The organism is Intestinimonas sp. RTP31139st1_F5_RTP31139_211217, assembly GCF_040226735.1.
GTDB lineage: Bacteria > Bacillota > Clostridia > Oscillospirales > Oscillospiraceae > Intestinimonas > Intestinimonas butyriciproducens.
Map to the genome: position 1 here is coordinate 1 of NZ_JBCOAQ010000041.1, position 21354 is coordinate 21354.

The following is a 21354-nucleotide window of genomic DNA, read 5'->3' on the forward strand; positions in this document are numbered from 1 at the left end:
TACAGCTATTGTATCACGGGCACCTCAAAGCCTGCTGATACCTGAAACTATTAACTTTGAAACTTATTATACGAGGATGACTTGCTATGGAAAGTTTCATTGGCTGGATCGGCGGCAAGCGTATGCTCCGAAAGGCCATTTTAGAGCGATTCCCCACTGATGAGGTGGGGCGCTATGTCGAGGTGTTCGGCGGTGCAGCCTGGGTACTGTTTGCCAAGGAAAAGAAGGCAAACCAGTTGGAGGTCTACAACGACATCAACGGTAACCTAGTAAACTTGTTTCGCTGTGTGAAGTATCACTGCGGGGAGCTGCAGCGTGAGTTGGAATGGATGCTGACCTCGCGGGAACAGTTCTTTGACTGCCTAACACAGTATCAGGCGCGCGGTTTGACGGACATTCAGCGCGCGGCCCGCTTTTTCTATACGGTCAAAATCAGCTTCGGAAGTGACAGCCGCACCTATGCTACCAGCTCTAAGCAGATCGGCAACACCGTGGAGTACATGATCAAAGTGCAGGAACGGCTCCGAGGCGTAAATATCGAAAACAAGGACTTCGCAGATCTGTTCAAGGTCTACGACAGGCCCACAGCCCTGTTCTACCTCGACCCGCCCTATGTGAACACCGAGAAGTATTATGACGGCCCCTTCTGTGCCCAGGATCACCAACGCTTAAGAGAGGTTTTAAGCCATGTAAAAGGCCGCTTCATCCTCTCCTATAACGACCACCCGCTGGTGCGTGAGCTATATGCGGATTGCCGTATTGAGGAAATCACGCGCACCTCCACGCTGGCCGGAAATGGGAACAACCAGACCCAGTATGCGGAGCTGATTATCCGCAATTTCTAACGAACTTCGTTAGTAGGTCACACTTTGAGCTATTCACTCACAAATCGACCCAATATGCCCCCTGCTTTGGTAGTATATCCCTAAAGGGGCATTGAGATGATAAAAAATCACCTATCTCGGATCCTCGGAGAGCGCAGATGGACACGCGCAAAACTTGCCCGGCTGACCGGAATCCGCCCTTCCACCATCGGAGACCTGTACAATGAGATGGCGGAGCGGGTTTCTTTCGATCAGCTGGACAGGATTTGCGAGGTCTTGAACTGCAGCATTTCTGACCTACTGGAATACATACCAAACCATCAGCGCAGGACGGGGAAAGCCCTGATTCTGGAGGAACACGGAAACCGCAAGAAAAATCAGCCCTAAATCTGAGCAAAAGAAATGGCGCTTAAGGGGTCTCTTAAAACCCTTTTAAGCGCCATTTCTTTTTTGCAGATTGTTTGAAAAATTTTTGCAACTTGTTCGCAAAGCAACACCAGGTAAAATAGAGGACGCCGAAGCCGAAGGCCAGGACAAGGATCACAATGGCCATGGTGGGAGCCGCAAAGGTGGTGACGCCCAGTTTCTCAGACAGGGTGATGCACAGCATGGAGGGGGCGCCGGGGGTGACAACATTCAGGACCACGGCGCCGTACAGGAAAATGGCCGGCATCAGGAGCTTGGATACGTTGGCCTTGCGGAACATGGGGACCGCAACGGGATAGACGGCAAAAATGATGATAAAGGCGTTGACGCCGCCGTATGCCAGCAGGAAAGTGATGATCAAGGTGCCCGCAACCGTCGCCTTCACACCCAGAAAACCAAACAGGAAGTTGGCGATCGATTCGGCAGCACCGCTCTTCTTCATCAGTTCGCTGTAAGCGGAGCCGATGGTGAAGAGGAACAAATAAGAACCAAAGGTGCTTCCCAGAGAAGCGGCATAAGAGCCGGTCAGCGTTCCCCAGAAGGGGAGGCCGCTGGTAATGATAACGATGATGGAGCCGATCAGGGAGGCGACAAAGCCGTTCAATCCCTTGAAGGTCAAATAAATGAGGACTGCAACACCAACGATCATGCCGATAACACTGACTATCTGCATATTTTTTCCTCTCTTTCTTTTACGGCCATATGGGGCGCTTAAGTCTTGCCTGAAGATGAAAGCCGGGGCCGGCGGCGCGGAAAAGGCTCCGCGGCTTGGGTGTGGCGCCGGTAGTGAGACAAGTCCTGAAGCGCGGAGCGCGAATTCTGGAACCAGATGGCCTTGCACTCATTTCCACAGTAGTAGGCAGATGGACCGAAGATCAAAACGGGGCTTAGGAATAGGCAAAGGCCGCAATACAGCCGCGCCACTGCATGGGGTTTTCGGATGCCGCCATATGGGTACAGCCGTAAATGGGCATCAGCGCGGCGTTGGGGAGCTGGGATTTCATATATGCTGCGGTGGCGGGAGAATACGCGGAACCGGGGTCGGCGTATAAAATCAAAGCAGGGACGTCGATCTCAGGCAGAACGGTGCGGAAATCCGAACCGGCCATGGTAGACCAGTACTCGTAATTGGCCGCCATATGTTCCTCCGTGATATCGACCATGCCCTGGATCAGGCCCTGTGCGATGGGGTCGTTGCGCTTATTCAGGATGCGCGCACGGATATCATCGGCGGTGCCGGTAAAATTGCGGGCATGCTGGGGAGAGTTTTGAAAAAGAAGTCCTTCCGCCACGATCAGGGCAAAACGCTTGTAGTCGGTACGGATCAGCTCCAGATCCTTTTCATACATGCTCCGGGTATAATGCCCCTGATACAGGCCCAGGGCCCAGTCGCCTTCGTTGATCAGCTTGGGGGACATATCGCCCAGAATGATTTTAGAAAGGCCGGCGGTGCCGAACTGACTGATGTAAGAGAATGTGACGGCCGCCCCCATGGAGTAGCCATACAGAACGACAGGCGGAAGCTCCAGGGCCTCCATAAGGGCCCTGACGTCTCGGGCGGACTGATGGACCCCCATTTCACCTGCGGCAGGCGTGGTGCCGAAAGCGCGCTGATCCAATACGATGATTCTCCCGCGGGAGCGCATGGCGTCGATAAAAGGGGCCTGAGATGCGATCGTGCTTCCAAAACCGCAGACATATATCATCGGCTGACCGCTGCCTACATCTACATAGTGGATCTCCGCGCCGTCATAGGCCTTGAAAGTTTTGATTTGAAAAGCGGAGCAATTCATAGTTCACCTCCTTTCCATTCCGTACTCCCCGGAATTTGGGGGAATGCATACCGGAGAAAACCGGGAGCTTTCCCCCTCGGCTTACCAGATCATGTTCTTTTCCGCTTCTTCTCTCAGCCAGTCTCTGAAGTCCGGGTGAGCGATCCGGATCAGCGCGTCGACTCTCTGGCGGATATTCAGGCCGCGCAGCCAGGCGATGCCGTACTCCGTGACAACATAGTCCGTGTCGTTTCTGGAAGTTGTGACTGCGGCGCCCCGCGCAAGGAACGGCACGATCTTGGAGTGGAGGACCTCTTTGCCGCTTTCGTCCTTTGTGGTATACGTGGAGTGCATGGCAATGATGGATTTTCCGCCGGGGGACATCTGCGAGCCCTGCACGGTCTCGGACTGCCCGCCGGTGCCAGACCACTGCAGGTTGCCCACCGTTTCGGATGCGCACTGGCCGGTGAGGTCGATCTCAAGGCTGGCGTTTACGGAGACAAACTTGTTGTTCTTACCGATGGTATATGGATCATTGGTGAACGTGCAGGACTTGAACAGAACGGAGGGATTGTTGTTGACGTAGTCGTACAGCCGCTGACTGCCCATCGTGAAGGAGCATACGGAATACCCGTTGAGAAGCCCCTTCTGGGAATTGTCTACGGCGCCGCACTCGATCAGGTCGACCATGGTCTCGGTAAACATTTCCGTGTGAATGCCTAGGTGCCTCTTGCTCCTCAGTTCCTTTGCCACGGCGTTAGGAATATTTCCGATACCGAGCTGGATGGTGGAGCCGTCCTCCACCAGAGAAGCCACGTACTCCCCAATCTTTTGATCGACAGCGGTATAGGGGGCCAGTTTTGCCGTGGGGATCGGCCGGTCGGATTCCACAAGGGCGCCGACCTCTGAGATATGTACCTGCGTATCGCCGAACGTCCGGGGGAAGTTCGGGTTTACTTCCAGCAGCACCAGGGCGCCCTGGTCGATCAGATCTCTCTCGTAGATGGCGCTGATGGAGAGGGAGAAATATCCATGTACATCCATGGGAGAAACGGTTGCCATTACAACAGGCCGTCGCCCCTCATAGTTCAGCCGCTGGAGCGTTTTCCGCAAGATGGAGGTGGAGCTTTGCGGTACGGCGCTGACCAGCTTTTTCTTCTGGGCGTCGCGAAGTCCTGCGTTAAAAAACCATCCGCTGTGATCCATGATGCCCTTCATGTCGGGGTCTTTCATGACATCGTAATACTGGAGGGGGAGGCAGGTGTTCAGCGTGGTGCCTTTCACGCCGGTCTTCTTCAGGTGCTGCAGCTTCGAAAGGATTGCCTGGGGTTCTCCCGCGGCCTGTGCGGAAAACATGTAGTCACCATCTTGGATTAGTTCCAGGGCCTGTTCTGCTGTCATTTTTTTCTGTTGGTACATTTCCTGATATCGATTCATCTGAAATCTCCTTCCCTGCTTAGACTCTCATCTTTGGAGTTAGGCCTGCCGTTTATAAGGGCGGCTGACTTTGTGGCTTCATTATAGTGGAACGGAAATGATTTGATAAATACATCTTTTTCATCGCCGTATGAATCGAATTCATAGCGATGTCTCCCTGGCGGCAGAGCGCAGGGATTACCGGACAAATAAAAAACCGGGCTGAATTTCAGCCCGGTGAAATAAACCTGTTGAAAACGGCTGGGCGGCCTGCGCCGCACCACCCGCAAATTATAGATCTTCTCTGCAAAGCGCCAAGAAACACTTCATAGGGACGGTCAATGGCCTCCCCTTTTTATAAATCACCCCCAACCCCCAGGGGAACTCCGGATTCTTTAGATGGATACAGTTTAACCGCTCGCTGTACATCTTTTCCACAAGCGGCTTTCCAATAATGGTGACCCCCTGGTTTTCCGCCGCCATTTCCAACAGGATATCCCACTGAGAACTGTGGAAAACGATGTTCGGCGTAAAACCAGCCTTTTGACAGTATAGGATGACTTGGTCATAGTACATATAATCTTTCGATACGGCCAGCATCGGTTCCTCTTTCAGCGCGGCAAAGTCGATTTCTTTTCTGTCTGCAAAGCGGTGGTCTTTGGACACCGCCAAAACGGCTTCCGAGCGGAATACGGTTTTCAACTCCAGTTTTGGGTTGTGGAACGGCTCAACCACTACCCCCAGATCCAGCTTATCATTTAAGACCATTTCTTCGATCTTCTTCGATTTTTCTTCAAAAATCTGAAGATCGACATGGTCGTACTCTTTTGAATACAGGTAGAGGACCCTTGAAAAATATACGCTCCCCGCAGAAGGCGGAAGGCCGAAACGCAGGGTTCCCTTTTTATAATTGAGTGAAGAAAATAATTCCGCGGTACGGTCATGCCAATAGTTGAGGACGTCCTTTGCGTAATGATATACGAGCCGCCCCTCTTCCGTCAGCTTCAATTCCCGGGGATCACGCGTAAAAAGCGAGGTGTCCAATTCTTTTTCCAGGGACTGAATGGACTTGCTCAACGCGGACTGGCTGATAAACAGCTTTTCCGCAGCCTTCGTAAAATTATTCTGCTCAACGACTTCAATAAAATATTCCAATTGTATTTGCTTCATAAAACACCTCACAAAGCGGATAAGCCGCATCGGCCTCAAGCTGACATCCACAGTATAGCCCCAAGGGAGGGAGTTGGCAAGGCGGAACATCGTCGGGAATGGCGCCCATAGGCGACGCCGCTTGTAAATATCGCCCGGTTCCGATATAATGGCAACATGTGAGCAACCGGCCCTGCCGCGGGTGACGGCAGGGGGGGAGACCTCCCCCGGGACGGATACGGCGACGCCGACCGGGAACGGGATGATCCCTGGGGCCGCTCCGGAAGACCGGTAAAAACAATCGTTTTTAAAGAGGGAATCTGCCATGCACAACGAACTGACGCAAAAGGATATCCAGATGATGAAGGACGAGCTGGATTATCGCCGCATCCAGCTCCGGCCCAAGCTGCTGGAGGCGGTGAAGGAGGCCCGGGGATTCGGAGACTTGAGTGAAAACTTTGAGTACAAGGCGGCCAAGCAGGAGAAAAACCGCAATGAAAGCCGCATCCACTTCCTGGAGAACATGATCAAAACAGCGGTGGTGATCTCGGAGGAGGCCCCTTCGGACGGCGTGGGACTCTATGACAAGGTGACCGTCTATCTGGAGGACGACGATGACACCGAGACCTACCAGGTGGTGACCACCATGCGGCAGGACGCCCTTCACGGTCTCATCAGCCGTGAGTCCCCAGTGGGCAGGGCGCTGCTGGGGAAAAAGGTGGGAGAGCGGTTCTATATCCGGGTAAACGATACATACGGCTATTATGCCGTAATACGGGCCATTGAAAAGGCTGCTGACGACGGCTCCATCCCGCTTAACGGTTATTGAGCGGCAGAAAAGATCCCCTGATGCAGCGCAGTTTTTCTGCATCAGGGGATCGACATGGAGAGAGAAAAGCACACACAGCCAGGGCTTGTTTGGAAACAGGCCTTTAAAATATGCCGTTTTCCAGCGCCGCGGGGCGGAGAAGGGAGAGGTCAGCGGCCGGGAGAGGACCAGTGGAAGGCAGCGGGGCCCGCGCCGACCTCGAAGTGGTACTTGACGATGCCCAGGTCCACCTTGGAATAAAAGCCGCCGGTGGATTCCGCGCGGACGGCGTCGCCGGAGAGGGTGAAGCGGAACTTCTGCTGGTTGGTGGCCGTGGGGGCCAGAAGGGCGGCCTCCATGCCCCGGCGGAACCAATCGGGCATAGGGCCTTCCGTCCGGCACAGGGCCTCCAGCGGTTTGCTCTTATGGGGGACGCCGTGGCCCTCTCCATAACCCAGCGCAATGACACAGACCAGCTTTTCGCCCGGGCGGGCGACGTATTGACACTTCCCCTTGCGGAAGGTCAGCGCCACCCAGCAGGAATCCAGCCCCAGCATGGCGGCGGTCAGGACCAGCCGTTCCCCGTAGTAGCCCGCCCGCTCCTCCAGGGATGGTCCACCGGGCCCGACCAGGGCCAGATAGTTTTTGACGTTGCGGAATTTTCCGTAGTGGGCCAGCACGCCGCGGAAAGCCTCCGGTTCGCCGGTGACCAGTTGGATGTGCAGCCCGCCCTCTGTGTTGCAGGCGCGCACCTCCCGCTCCAGGGATGCCAGAACCTCGCCGCAGATCGGCTGGTCCGTGTAGCTGCGCACGGAATGGCGGCGCTCCATCGCTTCCAATAAAGTCATAGTTCCACTCCTTTCCTTTGGACTGTTATTATACCACGGGCAGCGCCCGATGGAACAGGGGATCGGGAGGTCGAGACGGATGATTTTTCGGGTGCCCGGGCTTGCAGCCGGGCGCCAACCGCATTATAATAGCGGGAAAGGAGTGATCGCCATGAACAAAACCCGACTCAGCCGGGTTATCGCCAATATGGAGGCTCAGAGCCTGGAACAGATCGTCGTCACCTCCACCTCGTCGGTCTACTATCTCACTGGTATCCATGTGGAGCCCATGGAGCGGATGCTGGCCCTGTACATCCACACCTCCGGCCGCTGTGTGCTCTATGCAAATGAACTCTTCGCCATTCCTCCCCAGGAGGACTTGGAGCTCCTCCTCCATACCGACAGCGATGACCCGGCCGCGCTGCTGGCGGCCGGGGTGGCGCCGGGCAGGTTGGGGATCGACAAATCCTGGCCCAGCAAATTTCTCATCCGCGTGCTGGAGGCGCGGCCCGACGTGGCTCCGGTGCTGGGGTCCGCCCCGGTGGACGAGGCCCGGATGATCAAGGACGAGGCAGAGATCGCCGCCATGCGCCGCGCCTCCCGGATCAACGACCAGGTGGTGGGACAGGCCATCGCCGCCCTCCACGCCGGAGCCAGTGAGACGGAGATCGCCGATCTGGTGGAGCGGCTCTTCCGGGAGAAGGGGGCCAACCGTTCCAGCGAGGGACAACTGGTCTGCTTCGGCCCCAATGGCGCCGACCCCCACCATGGCCCGGACGGCACGCGCCTCCGGGAGGGAGACTCGGTGGTGCTGGATATTTTCATCCCCATTGGGCGCTATTGGTGCGATATGACCCGCACGGTGTTCTTCCGCTCTGCCAGTGAGGAGGGGCGCCGGGTCTATGAGACTGTGAAAGCCGCCAACCTGGCGGCGGAGGCTGTGATCCGGCCGGGCATGCCCATGCGGGAGATCGACCGGGCGGCCCGGCGTGTCATTGAGGAGGCGGGCTACGGTCCCCACTTCACCCACCGCCTGGGACACGGCTGCGGCCTGGACTGCCATGAGCCCCCCGATAACTCCTCCGCCTGCGGTGTGCTCACCCGGCCCGGGATGGTGTTCTCAGTCGAGCCGGGCATCTATCTGACGGGTAAGCTGGGGGTACGTATCGAGGATCTAGTGTTGGTCACCGAGGACGGCTGCGAGGTCCTCAACGCCTATCCAAAGGAACTGCAGGTGGTGGGCTGAGTTGATCCGGCGCACCATTCCCCACCTGGACCTGGCGCAGATCGCCGCTTCCGGTCAGTGCTTCACCTGGGGGAGGGGGGCGGCAGGCAGTTGGACCATTCCCGCGGGAGAGCGGCTGGTGACGGCCTGCCAGCGGGGGGAAGAGCTGACATTTTCCTGTGACATGGCGGAGTTCGACGCCTTCTGGGCCGGATATTTCGATCTGGACACCGACTATGGGGCGCTGAAAGCCTCCGTGGACCCGGCGGATAGGTATCTCACCGCTGCAGTGGCCCATGGAGGCGGCATCCGGATCCTCCGCCAGGACTTTTGGGAGGTGCTGGTGAGCTTCCTTATCTCACAGAACAACAACATCACCCGCATTACCCGCAGCATGGCCCTCCTTCGGGAGCGGTATGGAAAATCGACGGGCGGGTTCCGGGCTTTCCCGCGCCCGGACGGTCTGGCCGGCGTCTCTGAGGCTGATTTCCGGGACGTGGGCCTGGGATACCGGGCAAAATACCTGACATGGCTTTCCAGGGAGCTGGCGGGCGGGGGACTGGAGGCGCTGGAGCGCACACTGTCGGATGCAGGGGATGAGGAGGCTGAGCGGACCCTGATGGGGCTCTATGGTGTGGGGAAGAAGGTGGCAGACTGCGTCTGCCTCTTCGGCCTCCACCGCACGGATTTCTTCCCGGTGGACACCCACATCCGGCAGGTCCTGGACCGGCACTATCCCGGCGGATTTCCCAGGGAGCGGTACCGGGGCGGACTGGGCATCCTCCAGCAATACATGTTCTACTATGATCTGAAGCAATAAGCGGAGCGGGGGGGCAGAGGGCCGCCCGCTCCGCTTTCGGTTTTTTTGAACAGGGGCGTCCCGTCCGGACACCAGAACGGCAGCGCTGTTTTTTTCCGCGGTCCGTCGGGCTTCCGGCAGAAAAGCGGCGGCGCGGGGTCAGAGGACCACGTTGACTGGAGTGCCCTCCAGCCACTTCTGGATGTTGTCAAACACGATCCTGCACCTGGCCTCCATGGACTCCGCTGAGGCAAAGGCCACATGGGGGGTGACGATGGTGTTTTTGCTGTGGAGCAGCGGGTGGTCTGCGGACAGGGGCGGTTCGGCCTCAAAGACGTCGATCCCCGCTCCGGCGAGATAGCCGCTGTTCAGGGCGTCGGCCAGGGCCTGGGAGTCCACCACGGGTCCCCGCGCTACATTGATGAGGTAGGCGCCGCGCTTCATCCCGGCAATGGCCGCCCGGCCGATGAGCCCTCGGGAGTCGTCGTTCAGGGGGCAGTGGAGGGAGACGATATCGGACCGGGCAAGCAGCTCGTCCAGGGGCACAAACTCCACAAAGGAGGGCTCATCTCCGCGCACATGGCGCTTGTAGCCCAACACCTTGCAGCCAAACGCCCGGCAGAGATTGGCGGTGCGGGCGCCAATGGCGCCCACGCCGATGAGCCCTACGGTCTTGCCGCCCAGTTCGGTGCCTACAAGACCGCTCTTGTCCCGCCCGTTCCGGCATCGCTCGTCCACCTGGGGCACGTTGCGCAGCAGGGAGAGCATCAGACACACGGCCAGCTCCGCTACCGCCTGGGTGGAATAGCCCGCGGCGTTGGAGACCCGGATGCCCTTGGCGCGGGCGGCCTCCAAGTCTACATGGTCCACCCCGGTAAAGGCCACGTCAATGAATTTGAGGTTGGGACAGGCGGAGATGACCTCGCCGCACAGAGGCATGTTGGCGATCATAAGGACGTCGGCGTCTCTGGCACGGGCGATCTGCGTCTGCGGATCGTCCTCTCTGGCATAGGCATGAAAGGTGTGTCCGGCTTCCACCAGGGGGCGTGCGCAGGCGGCAAGGACCTCCTGGGGGACCCCCAGGGATTCCAGCAGAACAATATGCATCGATAGGTGCCTCCTTTTTATCGGTAGCACCATTATAGCACCGTGCAGGCGGAATGCAAGGGGTCACAAGGTCCGCCGCAGCACGTCCTCCAGCAGAAGGGGCCCGATGAGGGACACACCGAAGAGCACACAGGCCATGGACTGGAGGTAGCGGGCGTACCATCCGGCGAGCCAGGGGTCCTGTCCGGCCAACAGCAGCGCAACGGCGGCCAACAACAGGGCATATGTAAGAAAGAGTCCGCGGGTCATGAGAAAGAAAGAGAGCTCGTGGAGCCGGGCGGGCCGGCGGAAAAGAGAATGGATCATCCGATCCCCTCCCAAGTTTGGATTTATACCCATGATAACAGAGAAAAACCATTTGACACAAGTTTAAAAAAATTCCAAAAATATGCCGCATATTTCGACAATATATTGGAAAAGGAACGTGTTTATACAAAAAACAAGGGGGAATTTATATGAATAATATCGAAAAAAAGAGAATCGTGCGATATTTTATAATTTCCAAAATGTTACATTTAAGGTATAATGATACTACCAAGCAAAAGAGAAGGAGAGATACAAGGATGAGAGAACTGTTTGTTGAGACGAGGACAGCGGTGGGAGAGGACGGCAGGCTCCACAGTTTTGATTACTATGTGGTGATCGGAGAGATGGAGGTGGGCGGACGCTTTGCCTGCGAGAGCTACGGCGTGAAAGTGGCGGAGCAGGGCGGCGATATAGCGGTGATCCCCAACATCACGGTAAGCATCTCCCGCATTGACGCGCTGGTGGACCGGATGCTGCGCAACACCGTGAGCCCGGCCTCGGCCCGGGACGTGGTGGACGACTGGCTCTGATCCGGGAGTACATAGGCCGGTGTGCGAAGAGGACTTCCGGCACAAAAGGGGGAGGGGGCGGAGCGGACGGACGTTCCGCCCCCTTCCTCTGACTGTTGACTGTGAATAAAAGGGGGAAGGCTTTCAGAAAAAACAGGGGAAAAGCGCGAGGAAGGCGGGGAGGGCCTTCCGTGCGACGGGGGCGATGGAGTTCTCAGTCCATGGAAAGTTTCGTCCCACTGTAAGGCGCAGAGCTCGGGCTGGAGACAGAAGAAAAGCGCAATGGGGAACCGCCGATTCCGGTGGTTCCCCATTGCGCTTTGTAAGGAGGGCTTTCCTGCGCCCCTGCTTTGCGGCGCATCGTTTTCCCGAAGCGGGGTTTACAGGGGGCGCTCAAAACTTTTACGCAGAGATTCAGGGCGAACGGGGAAAACTTCTTGCACGGCCCGCGAAAAAAATACGGATAACTGCTTGTGCAAATGGGGAGAGAGGACTGGGTAAAGAGTGGTGTAGGAGAGGTTGGGACAATGGAAAAGTGCAGGTAAACGCTCGGACGGAGGGAATACAAAAAATTTGCAGAGCGGAAGCTGCCGGTGGATTTACGGCGGCCCGATAGCGGATTTTACACACCGGACCCTATAATACATCTGCGGCAGACCGGGACGGCGTCTGCCCATACGGCGGAGGGCCAGAAGCCGGAAGCCGATTCTGTGTTAGGAGAGATGAAAGGAGCAGAACAGATGAGAAATGCACGAAACCGTGCGCTTTCCCTCCTGTGTGCCGGTGCGATCCTGGTGTCGGCCATTCCGGTCCGAGCCTCGGCGGCGGTGTCCGACGCGGTGGAGGGTACCCTGATTCAGGGTGTGGAGGGGAGCATTCGCATCGACTTGGGCGATGCGTCGATCGACGGGACAAAAACCGTGCGCCTGAGTGGGTATATGGAGCCTATTCCCGACGCATATGTAGAAGATGGGCTGGTCCTCCGTCTGGACGGTCTGGAGGGCGCCGACGCGGAGGCGGGCACCTGGACGAACCTGGCCGGGAGCCGGGACCCTGTCTATGAGAACAACGATATCGTCTATATCAACCGCCCCGAGGTGGACAAGGTAACGGGCGAGGGCACCAACTACTTTGAGGGCAACGGCTTGGTGCTGGACAACAGCAAGGTCTACCTCCCCGCGTGCGTGGCGGAGGCGGTCAACGGCGACGCCTACACGGTGGAGTATTTTGTGGACAGCGAGGGCTACAGCGGCAACGAGCGCGCTTATTCCCCTCTGCTGACTGTGGACGAGACCGCAGACAGTTGGAGCATCTTTACCCGGACCCCGGGCTCCACCATGGAGCTCAAGCAGGGGGCAAATGCCCGGCTGAAGGTATCCTTTGAGAGCGCCCTGGGTGCCCCCAGCGCGGTGGTGTTTGACAAGGCCTCCGGGACCGCAACCTGGTATCTGGACGGCACAGCTAAAGGCCAGGTCAACGCCGCCAATCCTGCTGCGGCCGAGCAGGTCATCCTGGGGGGACGGCTGGCCGACAACAGCGGGAAGCCCGGCCCGGCCTACCAGACGGAAGCCAAGTATTACAGCGTCCGGGTCTATAACCGGGCCCTGAGCACCGAGGAGCTGCGGACCAACGCCCTGCGGGACCACAGCCGGTTCCTGGGCGAGAGTGGGCTGCCCGACCTCAAGGTAAAGGGCGGCGCTTTGGACGAGTCCGGCACCACACAAGTCAGCCTGGACTTTACCGACGGCGTGGCGCTGCTGCCTGTCCAGAGCGGGACTCTGGGGACCCTCTCTCTGAAGCTGAGCGTGGACAGCACCGACATCCCGGTGGAGCTGGAGACCGTAACGCCGGTGGAGGCCGTCAAGGATCTGGCGGCAGAGGCTATGGAGATCACGGTGGCCAGCAGCGCCACGGAGTGGGATGTCCGCGCCGCGGTGGAGGACGAGCTGAAGAGCGTCCTGGCGGGCTCCTACTTCCTGACCCAAGGGGGAGCCATCGTTGTTTCCGGCACGGAGAGCGGCGGCTTTACCGCCAAGCTGTTCCTGAAGGACGATAAGGCCACGGTAACGCTGCAAGTCACCGTTCACCGGAGCGCGTCCACCGACTTTGACGCCCTGAAGCCCTATTTCATCCGGGTGATGCAAGGCACCTTCCGGTTTGACAGCGCGGAGGCCGTCACCGCCGACGCCATTGTCCAACAGGTCTCCGCCTTGCTGGAAGACGAGGCGGTCACGCCCTCCGCCCGGTGGGAAGAGGAGGAGGGCTGTTGGATGCTCACCCTGGACCAGGGGGAGAAGAGCGCCTCCCTGCCCCTCTATATCAACAGCGAAGTGAGCTATGACTTTGACGACGCCGACCTGCTCAATTACTGCACGCTGCGTATGGCGGGGGACGACTACGCCCGCATCTCCGGCGGCGCGCTGGAGGTCAGTGGCACTGTGGGCAACACCTATGAAAATGTGGTCTTCCCGGTGTGGAACTTCGGTCGGGACTTCTGCATCGAGGCCGAGGTACAGCTCAAGAGCGCCGTCAACGATAGCCGATGGATGGCCGTCTCCTACGGTCTCAACCCATCCGGGGACGATTATCAGTACACCTTCTGGCAGATGGCGGTCCGGCAGAACGCCACCGCAAGCAACGGCGTGGAGTGCGCCAACATGGCGAATGGCTGGAATGTGACCCATACCGCCTCCTACGGCGAGGCGATCTCCCCGGACAAGACCTATAAGCTCACCATTCTCTATAAGGACGGCGTGGTCTACGAGTATATCAACGAGGAGTTTATGATCAAATCCGAGCGCATCCCTGCTGCCGGGGCCGACGGTAAGATCGCCTTCACCTACGACCGCCTGAACGCGGAGGTCAAGAGCCTGCGGGTGACCTCCGACCTCCCGGATCTGCCCACGGAAAAGCCCCTGGCGGAGAATGGTTATGATACCGACGTCTACGAGCCCGTGACCGACCTGGTGATGGCCCCCACCGTGGTGGCTGAAAACAGCGGCGAGAGCGCGGCGGCGGTGGCCGCCGGGGAGCGCCGTCCCGCTACCCTGGTGCGGGAGGTGGCCGAAGATCTCACCGTGGAAGACAACGGTGAGCATATCGCTCTGTCCGAGTATATGACCCGCCTGGAGAAAAAGGCCCTGGCCGGCTTCCGCATCGAGGACGGGGAGACGGCGGCAGCCTTCGCCCAGTATGCATCGGAGAACAGCCTGGTGGATGTGACTGTGTTCTCAACGGCCAGCGAAGTACTGAAAACCGCCTGCGCCGGTGTGCCCGGCATCCGCGGGGTGCTGGATTTTACCGGGGATATGCCGGAGAAGACCATCGACGTGGTGTTCGACACCAACCGCAGCGGCGCGCGCATCGCCCTCATTCCCGCCTTTGCCGCCACCCGGGAGACCGTTCGCTATATCCAGGCCCGCGCCGTGACGGTCTGGGTCCAGGCCTCCGAGGATGAGATGGACGCCGCCATCCTGGCCGGTGCGGACGGCATTGTGACCGACGACTGGACCGCCGTCTTGGGCGCCATCGAGGCCTACAGCAGCGGCGAGCAGGTCCTCACCCGGCCCACCGTCATCGTGGCCCACCGCGGCTTCCACGAGACCGCCCCTGAAAACTCCGAGCGGGCCGCCAGGCTGGCCGTGGAGGCGGGCGCGGACGCCATCGAGTGCGACGTCTACCTCTCCAGCGACGGCTATGTTATGATCAACCACGACGACACCACGGGCCGCCTGATGAATAAAGACCTGAATGTGTCCAGCTCCACCAAAGCGGAACTCCAGGCCCTGACCTTTACGGTCGGTACCGCCCAGGAGGGCGATAAGATGCCCACCCTGGAGGAGCTCTTCGCCGCGGCGGATGCGGCCGACCCGGACGACGATATCATCCATGTGATCGAGATCAAGAGTTCGGCCCCCGAACTCATCGATCCCCTGATCCAGGTAATCAAAGACTGCGGTATGGAGGACCGGGTGGTGTTCATCTCCTTCCACGATGAGCAGATCAAACGCATCCGGGAGAAAATGCCCGAGATCTCAGTGGGCGAGCTCAATAGCTGTACCAATTCCGGCAACGATCTGGCTACCAATATAAAGGGCCTGAGCGACCGCCTGGCCCCCCTCAACGCCTTCTATAACTGCAATTACGGCGCGCAGACGGAGGAGCTGGTCCAGGCCGCCCGCCACCGCGGCATCTATGTCCACCCCTGGACGGTGGATGACCAGAGCACTTTTGAGCAGGAGTTTGGGGACGGCTACCACGGCATCACCTCCGACCGGGTGGACTACGCCACGGACTATCTCTCCGGCCTGACCGTGGAGAGTGCTTCCGTAACTGTCAAGACCGGCGAGGCCAACGCCGCGGCCGTTGCCGCCAACGAGGTGCGCCGCAGCGGGAGCACGCCCGTCCAGCAGGTGGGGTTCCGCCAGCTCTCCGGCGTGAAGGTCCGGCAGGACGACCAGGGACGCTTCTGGGCCGAGCAGGCGGGCGTTGCCGTCATTGCCCTCAGCGCCACAGATACCCTGCCCGCTAGCGGGGAGACCTACACCGTTTACTCCGACCCCATCGCCGTCACCTTCACGAAGGATTCCGGAAGCAGCGACAAGGATGACGATGACGACGATACCAAACCTGTGCAGCCTGATCAGCCTGACACTACGCCCGACACCAAGCCCACCCAGCCGGATACCACGCCGGATACGGCGTCGCAGGAGACCGTGCGCTTTTCCGACGTGCCTGAGACCTACTGGGGGTACTCCGCCATCCAGAAGCTGGTGGCCCTGCAGGTGGTCAACGGCACCGGCAATGGAACCTTTGAGCCGGAAAAGAGCGTGACTAGGGCGGAATTTGTGACCATGCTCTCCCGCCTCAGCGGCGATGCCCCGGGGCAGGGAAGCGCTAGGTTCCGGGATGTGGCTCAGGATGCCTGGTATGCTTCGGCGGTGGCTTGGGCGGTAGAGAACGGTATCACCACAGGCACGTCCGAGACCACCTTTGCCCCCGACGCACCCATCTCCCGCCAGGATATGGCGGTGATGCTCTATCGTTTCCTCAACGCTCGGGGCATCAGCCTGAATAAGGGCGGCACGGCGGGCCAGTTCCTGGATGTGAACGAGATCTCCTCCTATGCGGCCGAGGCGGTGGAATACGTGCGCCGCAGCGGCGTCGTCAACGGCAGACCCGACGGCAGTTTTGCCCCCCTGGACAGCGCCTCCCGTGCGGAGACCTGTAGCATGCTTGCAGGCATCGCAGACGCGGTGCGGAGCTGAATAAAACGCAGATGGAACAAGAGAAGCGGCCGGGGACTGCCCCGGCGCTTCTCACTGCCTGTGATGGGATGTAAAATGGTTACAGCTTGTAGCAGACCTTGCCGGGATTGAGGATCAGGTTGGGGTCAAAGACCTTCTTGATGTCCTCCATCAGCTTCATATTGGTCTCGCCCACGCTGCGGGCCAGATATTCGATCTTGCCCATGCCGATGCCGTGCTCACCAGAGACCAGACCGCCCATCTCGGTGGCCTTGTCATAAATCTTGGTCATGAAGGTATCGACCTGCTTCTTGAACTCATCCAGCTCCATATCGTTGGCGCAGGTATAGATGTGCAGGTTGCCGTCGCCGGCGTGGCCAAAGCTCTTCACGGCGAAGCCGAATTCAGGCTCGATGCTCTTGACATAGCCCACAAAGTCGGCGATACGGCTGGTGGGCACCACCACGTCGCACTCGTCGAGCAGCTTGGTCTGCTCCTCGATCCCCTCCAGGAAGGAGGAGCGGGCGGCCCAGGCGTCCTTCATTTTAGCGGGGGTATCCGCCACCAGCACGTCCAGAGCGCCGGCGTCCAGAACCAGCTCGGCGGCCTTCTCCACGATGGCGTCGATCTCCTCCTGGGTCTCGCCGTCGAAGGTGACCAGCAGGTAGGCGCCAACATCGGTGCCGCCCACGTTGCGGGGGAACACGGCCTTACCCAGATACTCCTCGGAGGAGATCAGAATCTCGCGCTCAAAGAACTCCAGCGCCTGGGGATTCATATGAGCCTTCTTGAACTGGGGCACGGTGGCGATGGCGTCGGGCAGGCTCTCATAGGGGACGATCAGGCTGACGGTGACCTTGGGGGCGGGGATGAGCTTCAGCGTGAGCTCGGTGATGATGCCCAGCGTGCCCTCGGAACCGATCATCAGATTCAGCAGGGAATAACCGGAGGAGGTCTTGGAGACAGAGGAGCCGAATTTCACCACCTCGCCGGAGGGAAGCACCACAGTCATGGAGCGGACATAATCGCGGGTGGCGCCGTACTTGACGGCCCGCATGCCGCCGGCGTTGGTGGAGACGTTGCCGCCCAGCGTGGCAAACTTTTCACCGGGATCGGGGGGATACAGCAGCCCCTGCTTCAAGGCGTCCTCGGCCAGATCGTTGAGCAGTACGCCGGGCTGCACGGTGACAGTGAAGTTGTCGGTGTCATAGGAGAGGATCTTCTTCATCTTCATGGTGCAGATGACCACGCCGCCGGCGATGGGGGTGCAGGCGCCGGCCAGTCCGGTGCCCGCACCGCGGCAGGTGACCGGGATGTGGTTCTCGTTGCAGATCTTCATGATGGCGGAGATCTCCTCCGTGCTCATGGCGTCAATGGCCACGTCGGGCATCCGGGTGCCATAGATGGGCATCTCGTCGCGGGAGTAGTCCTCATTTACGTCGGCGCCGGTGTAGACGCGGCCGGGAGCGATTGCCTGTAACCTTTCAACGATTTCCGGTGTGACTTGATTGTACTGAGCCATAATGGGTACCTCCTATCAATATTGGACAGATTTTTCTGTTTCGTTTTTGTTACGGCTCTACGATCACGGAGATGCCGTTGGGGATGACCACCAGATGGGCGTCGCGGCCCTTGTCCGCGTAGGCGCGGTCCAAGGCGGTGTTGAGATCGGGAGCATACTCCAGCTTCATTTCCTCCACGGTCTTCTGCATGGAGGGATCGGAGACAAAGATGATGCGGTGCTTGAGCATCATCCGGCAGAGGATCTGATACTCCCACTGATCGGGGTCGGTTTTGTCCATGGGAGTGGCCAGGATGCGTTTCATCAGGTTTTCCAGGGTGTCGCAGTCGTGGAGAGCGTGGTAGAAACTCTCGCCTCCGGTGCCGTCGTTGCAGCGGGAGGAGATGATGAGCACGGCGCCGGGCGCCGCCGCGGCCTCCGCGGCGCTCAGGCCCTTGACGGACTGGTACATATTCTGGTCCAGCGGCGCACCGCCGTTGGAGGTGATGACGATATCGCCCTTCCGCTGGGGCTTTACGCGGCAATAACCCTTGAGGAAGGCACAGCCGGTCTCATGGGCCTGGAAGGGATCCCCGGCAAAGGCGGCGGCCACCTTTTTCTCCTCGTCGATGACCACATTGACGATGTATTGCAGCTTGGCCAGTTTGGCGGCGGCTACCATGTCATTATGGAGAGGATTGCCCTCCAGAATGCCGGTACGGGCGTAGGGGGAGTCGATGAACTTGGAGCAGTGATTACCCAGCACAGTGACCTGATCGCAGACGCCGGGGAGGATGCTCTTCCGCCCGCCGGAGAAGCCAGCGAAGAAATGGGGCTCGATAAAGCCCTCGGAGACCAGCAGATCGGTCTCGGCGGCCACTTTATCGATGACCAGCCGGGCGCCGGAGGGGAGCACGCCGATGTCTACGTTCGCCTCGGGATTTCGGCTGTCATGACAGACGAACTTCTCTTCGTTGGCGATCTTTTCCCCCACCTTATTCACCAGCTCTTCATGGGTGGTGGGGCGGTGGAAGCCGGTGGCGATGAGCAGGGTGACGTCGATGTCGGGGTTGCCTTCCCGCAGCTCGGCCAGCATAAAGGGGAGAATGTGCTTGCTGGGCACCGGACGGGTGTGATCGCTGACGATAATGGTCGCGGTTTTCTTGCCTTTTGCCAACTCAGCCAGGCGGGGAGAACCCATGGGCGCAGCCATGGCCTTACACACGATGTCGTCCTCGCTGCCTTCTGCCTTCAGAGTCCCAATGGCGGATTCCAGGACTTCGGCCCCGGTCAGGTCCCGGTCCAGTTCCAGGCCGGTGGTGCCGTAGGGAATACGCATAATCATCCCTCCAAATGAAGCTTTTCACTTGCTGTAACCATATTTCCAAATTGGTCCTACCTATTTTCTGACTATTAGTTTATCACATCCGGGAGAAGATGCAAGCATTTTTGTGTGATTTTTCTTCATTTCTCCATTCCGCACAATTTGTAGGACCAATTTTTAGCGAATTGTAGGAAAATGGATTTTGCCGCCAAAATACACTGGACAATATCTACAGGAAGGTCTAAAATAAAGGCAAGAATTGGTGGAACCAATATGAGGCATCACAAGGTGACCAGCAAAGAAACGAAATTGCTGATAAATTGGTAGCACCAATATAACCGAGAGGAGTGACATCTTGTGGGAGAAATCATAGGAAAGGGTGCCTTGGCGCTTTTGCCCATCATTTGGCTCATTGTGGCGCTGACCGGACTCAAGATGGCCGGGCACAAGGCCTGCGTGGGAGCGCTGATCATCACCATCGTGGAGTCCCTGTTCATCTGGAAAATGCCTGTGGTGGACTGCGGGACCTCTGCACTGGAGGGATTTGCCTCTGCGCTGTGGCCCATCATCCTGGTCATCATCGCGGCCATCTTTACGTATAACCTGTCCCTGAAGACAGGGGCCATGGATGTCATCAAGCAGATGCTTACCGGTGTTTCCGCCGACAAGCGGGTTCTGGTGCTCCTCATCGGGTGGTGCTTTGGGGGCTTTATGGAGGGCATGGCCGGCTTCGGCACCGCAATTGCCATACCGGCCAGCATGCTGGCCGGTATGGGGATGAACCCCATTACCGCCTGCCTTGTGTGTATGCTGGCCAACGCCTTCCCCACGGCCTTCGGCTCTGTGGGTATTCCCACCGTAACGCTGGCCAATGTGACCGGGCTGGACCCGCTGCCCCTGGCCTTCACCACCGTGGTGCAGATGACCCCCTTTATGATCCTAGTGCCTTTCCTCATGGTCATTGTGGGGGGCGGCGGCGTCAAGGCGCTCAAGGGTATGGTCGGCATCACGCTGGTCTCCGGCGTCACTTTTGTCATTCCGCAGTTGATCGTGGCCAAGTTTACAGGACCTGAGCTGGCCGTTATCGTGGGCTGCGTGGTCAGTTTGGGCTGTACCATCCTGATGGCCCGGGCCCGGAAGGGCAGGGAGATCCCGGCCGAGTACGATATGCGCTCCGGCCAGCCCACCGCGGGCAAGCCCCTCGACGGCAAAACAGCCATCATATCCTGGTTGCCCTTTATCCTCATCTTTGTCCTGCTGCTGGTCACCTCCAAGTTGGTGCCCCCCGTGAACAGCGTCCTGGCCCACTTCTCCACCTCGGTGAAGATCAGCACCTCGGTCAATGCGGGCAATGCGTCCTTCAGTTGGATCAATACCCCGGGCATTTGGATCTTTGTGGCGGCCATCATCGGGGGCATTGTCCAGAAGGCCAGCGCCAAGGTCATGGCGGAGACCCTGGCGGCCACCGTTAAACAGATGTCCAAAACCATCATCACCATCATGTCCGTGCTGGCTGTGGCCAAGATCATGACTTACTGCGGCATGATCAACGATATGGCTACCTTCTTCGTATCCATTACGGGCAAGTTTTATCCCTTCGTGGCGCCGATCATCGCGGCCCTGGGCGCGTTCATCACAGGCAGCGGCACCAGTACGGAGGTGCTGCTGGGGGCCCTCCAGACCTCTGCGGCCCAGCAGATCGGCGCTTCCGAGTTCTGGCTTGCAGCGGCCAACTCCACCGGTGCGGGCATTGGCAAGATTCTCTCTCCCCAGTGTATCGCCACCGCGGCGGCGGCCGTCGGCCTGGTGGGACAGGACAGCAAGCTTCTGGGCGGCGTCATCAAATGGGCGCTGCTGGAGTTGGTCATCGCCTGCCTGATCGTGGGCCTGCTGGGCGGCGTGGTCATGCCGCTTATCGGTGTGTGATACGCTCCGCCGTGAGAGGGTAACAAAGGGACCGCTTGTGGTCTGCGGCCCGCCTTGCATGGGATTGAATGCCCTGAAAAGCCTGCGCCGGCAGGCGTTCGGCGAGCGGAGTGAGGACTTTCACGGGGCAGAGTCCCGGGAAGGTAACGGCATTGGAAAGGCTGTCGGGAAGGTCCATTTGGACCTTCC

The 21354-nt window shown here is 58.9% G+C and carries 17 protein-coding genes; 8 read left to right on the forward strand and 9 right to left on the reverse strand.

Annotated features, from left to right (window positions below):
• Positions 1-86 precede the first annotated feature (86 nt).
• Entirely contained in the window at positions 87-845 is a 759-nt protein-coding gene (locus ABUA09_RS16010) for a DNA adenine methylase (protein WP_349949523.1), read from the forward strand.
• Between the two features lie 96 nt (positions 846-941).
• Complete coding sequence (locus ABUA09_RS16015) at positions 942-1211, forward strand: helix-turn-helix domain-containing protein (protein ID WP_349949524.1); 270 nt, start codon at positions 942-944, stop codon at positions 1209-1211.
• Positions 1212-1245: 34 nt separating this feature from the next.
• Here the strand turns inward: ABUA09_RS16015 and ABUA09_RS16020 are convergent, their stop codons facing one another.
• From ABUA09_RS16020 to ABUA09_RS16035, 4 genes are all read right to left on the reverse strand, one after another.
• Complete coding sequence (locus ABUA09_RS16020) at positions 1246-1923, reverse strand: GntT/GntP/DsdX family permease (RefSeq protein ID WP_349949525.1); 678 nt, start codon at positions 1921-1923, stop codon at positions 1246-1248.
• Positions 1924-2137: 214 nt separating this feature from the next.
• Positions 2138-3043: an alpha/beta fold hydrolase gene (locus ABUA09_RS16025; protein WP_279202905.1), complete on the reverse strand. Its 906-nt coding sequence runs from the start codon at positions 3041-3043 to the stop codon at positions 2138-2140.
• Between the two features lie 81 nt (positions 3044-3124).
• The gene (locus tag ABUA09_RS16030; protein ID WP_033118545.1) at positions 3125-4459 is read right to left on the reverse strand and encodes an acetyl-CoA hydrolase/transferase family protein; all 1335 of its coding nucleotides are present in this window, start codon (positions 4457-4459) and stop codon (positions 3125-3127) included.
• A 270-nt stretch (positions 4460-4729) separates the two neighbouring features.
• The gene (locus tag ABUA09_RS16035; protein ID WP_279202904.1) at positions 4730-5914 is read right to left on the reverse strand and encodes a LysR family transcriptional regulator; all 1185 of its coding nucleotides are present in this window, start codon (positions 5912-5914) and stop codon (positions 4730-4732) included.
• Here ABUA09_RS16035 and ABUA09_RS16040 point away from each other — a divergent pair.
• Complete coding sequence (locus ABUA09_RS16040) at positions 5913-6416, forward strand: GreA/GreB family elongation factor (RefSeq protein WP_279202902.1); 504 nt, start codon at positions 5913-5915, stop codon at positions 6414-6416. The genes ABUA09_RS16035 and ABUA09_RS16040 overlap by 2 nt on opposite strands.
• Positions 6417-6565: 149 nt before the next feature.
• Here the strand turns inward: ABUA09_RS16040 and ABUA09_RS16045 are convergent, their stop codons facing one another.
• A complete protein-coding gene (locus ABUA09_RS16045; RefSeq protein WP_033118548.1) occupies positions 6566-7243 on the reverse strand; it encodes a nitroreductase family protein in 678 nt (225 codons plus the stop codon).
• A 151-nt stretch (positions 7244-7394) separates the two neighbouring features.
• Here ABUA09_RS16045 and ABUA09_RS16050 point away from each other — a divergent pair, with 151 nt between their 5' ends.
• Positions 7395-8468: a M24 family metallopeptidase gene (locus ABUA09_RS16050; RefSeq protein ID WP_033118549.1), complete on the forward strand. Its 1074-nt coding sequence runs from the start codon at positions 7395-7397 to the stop codon at positions 8466-8468.
• A 1-nt stretch (position 8469) separates the two neighbouring features.
• Positions 8470-9267, forward strand: a complete 798-nt coding sequence (locus ABUA09_RS16055; protein ID WP_033118550.1) for a DNA-3-methyladenine glycosylase family protein — start codon at positions 8470-8472, stop codon at positions 9265-9267.
• A gap of 138 nt (positions 9268-9405) precedes the next feature.
• On the opposite strand, the gene ABUA09_RS16060 is transcribed toward ABUA09_RS16055, so the two are convergent.
• Positions 9406-10353 (reverse strand): 2-hydroxyacid dehydrogenase, encoded by a 948-nt coding sequence (locus tag ABUA09_RS16060; RefSeq protein ID WP_033118551.1) that lies wholly within the window; start codon positions 10351-10353, stop codon positions 9406-9408.
• Positions 10354-10416: 63 nt separating this feature from the next.
• Positions 10417-10659: a hypothetical protein gene (locus ABUA09_RS16065; RefSeq protein WP_058118229.1), complete on the reverse strand. Its 243-nt coding sequence runs from the start codon at positions 10657-10659 to the stop codon at positions 10417-10419.
• A 257-nt stretch (positions 10660-10916) separates the two neighbouring features.
• On the opposite strand from ABUA09_RS16065, the gene ABUA09_RS16070 reads away from it, so the two are divergent.
• Entirely contained in the window at positions 10917-11189 is a 273-nt protein-coding gene (locus tag ABUA09_RS16070; protein ID WP_033118553.1) for a DUF6514 family protein, read from the forward strand.
• A 719-nt stretch (positions 11190-11908) separates the two neighbouring features.
• Positions 11909-16435: an S-layer homology domain-containing protein gene (locus ABUA09_RS16075; protein ID WP_033118554.1), complete on the forward strand. Its 4527-nt coding sequence runs from the start codon at positions 11909-11911 to the stop codon at positions 16433-16435.
• 79 nt (positions 16436-16514) lie between these two features.
• On the opposite strand, the gene ABUA09_RS16080 is transcribed toward ABUA09_RS16075, so the two are convergent.
• Positions 16515-17936 (reverse strand): D-lactate dehydrogenase, encoded by a 1422-nt coding sequence (locus ABUA09_RS16080; RefSeq protein WP_033118555.1) that lies wholly within the window; start codon positions 17934-17936, stop codon positions 16515-16517.
• A gap of 49 nt (positions 17937-17985) precedes the next feature.
• Positions 17986-19254, reverse strand: a complete 1269-nt coding sequence (larA, locus tag ABUA09_RS16085; RefSeq protein ID WP_334249497.1) for a nickel-dependent lactate racemase — start codon at positions 19252-19254, stop codon at positions 17986-17988.
• 342 nt (positions 19255-19596) lie between these two features.
• On the opposite strand from larA, the gene ABUA09_RS16090 reads away from it, so the two are divergent.
• A complete protein-coding gene (locus ABUA09_RS16090; protein WP_279202898.1) occupies positions 19597-21165 on the forward strand; it encodes an L-lactate permease in 1569 nt (522 codons plus the stop codon).
• Positions 21166-21354: the final 189 nt, after the last annotated feature.

Excerpts from the sequence above, each read along its gene's own strand:
- ABUA09_RS16010 (WP_349949523.1), top strand. The coding sequence starts at position 87 with ATGGAAAGTTTCATTGGCTGGATCGGCGGCAAGCGTATGCTCCGAAAG.
- ABUA09_RS16015 (WP_349949524.1), top strand. The coding sequence starts at position 942 with ATGATAAAAAATCACCTATCTCGGATCCTCGGAGAGCGCAGATGGACA.
- ABUA09_RS16020 (WP_349949525.1), bottom strand. The coding sequence starts at position 1,923 with ATGCAGATAGTCAGTGTTATCGGCATGATCGTTGGTGTTGCAGTCCTC.
- ABUA09_RS16025 (WP_279202905.1), bottom strand. The coding sequence starts at position 3,043 with ATGAATTGCTCCGCTTTTCAAATCAAAACTTTCAAGGCCTATGACGGC.
- ABUA09_RS16030 (WP_033118545.1), bottom strand. The coding sequence starts at position 4,459 with ATGAATCGATATCAGGAAATGTACCAACAGAAAAAAATGACAGCAGAA.
- ABUA09_RS16040 (WP_279202902.1), top strand. The coding sequence starts at position 5,913 with ATGCACAACGAACTGACGCAAAAGGATATCCAGATGATGAAGGACGAG.
- ABUA09_RS16035 (WP_279202904.1), bottom strand. The coding sequence starts at position 5,914 with ATGGCAGATTCCCTCTTTAAAAACGATTGTTTTTACCGGTCTTCCGGA.
- ABUA09_RS16045 (WP_033118548.1), bottom strand. The coding sequence starts at position 7,243 with ATGACTTTATTGGAAGCGATGGAGCGCCGCCATTCCGTGCGCAGCTAC.
- ABUA09_RS16050 (WP_033118549.1), top strand. The coding sequence starts at position 7,395 with ATGAACAAAACCCGACTCAGCCGGGTTATCGCCAATATGGAGGCTCAG.
- ABUA09_RS16060 (WP_033118551.1), bottom strand. The coding sequence starts at position 10,353 with ATGCATATTGTTCTGCTGGAATCCCTGGGGGTCCCCCAGGAGGTCCTT.
- ABUA09_RS16065 (WP_058118229.1), bottom strand. The coding sequence starts at position 10,659 with ATGATCCATTCTCTTTTCCGCCGGCCCGCCCGGCTCCACGAGCTCTCT.
- ABUA09_RS16070 (WP_033118553.1), top strand. The coding sequence starts at position 10,917 with ATGAGAGAACTGTTTGTTGAGACGAGGACAGCGGTGGGAGAGGACGGC.
- ABUA09_RS16075 (WP_033118554.1), top strand. The coding sequence starts at position 11,909 with ATGAGAAATGCACGAAACCGTGCGCTTTCCCTCCTGTGTGCCGGTGCG.
- ABUA09_RS16080 (WP_033118555.1), bottom strand. The coding sequence starts at position 17,936 with ATGGCTCAGTACAATCAAGTCACACCGGAAATCGTTGAAAGGTTACAG.
- larA (WP_334249497.1), bottom strand. The coding sequence starts at position 19,254 with ATGCGTATTCCCTACGGCACCACCGGCCTGGAACTGGACCGGGACCTG.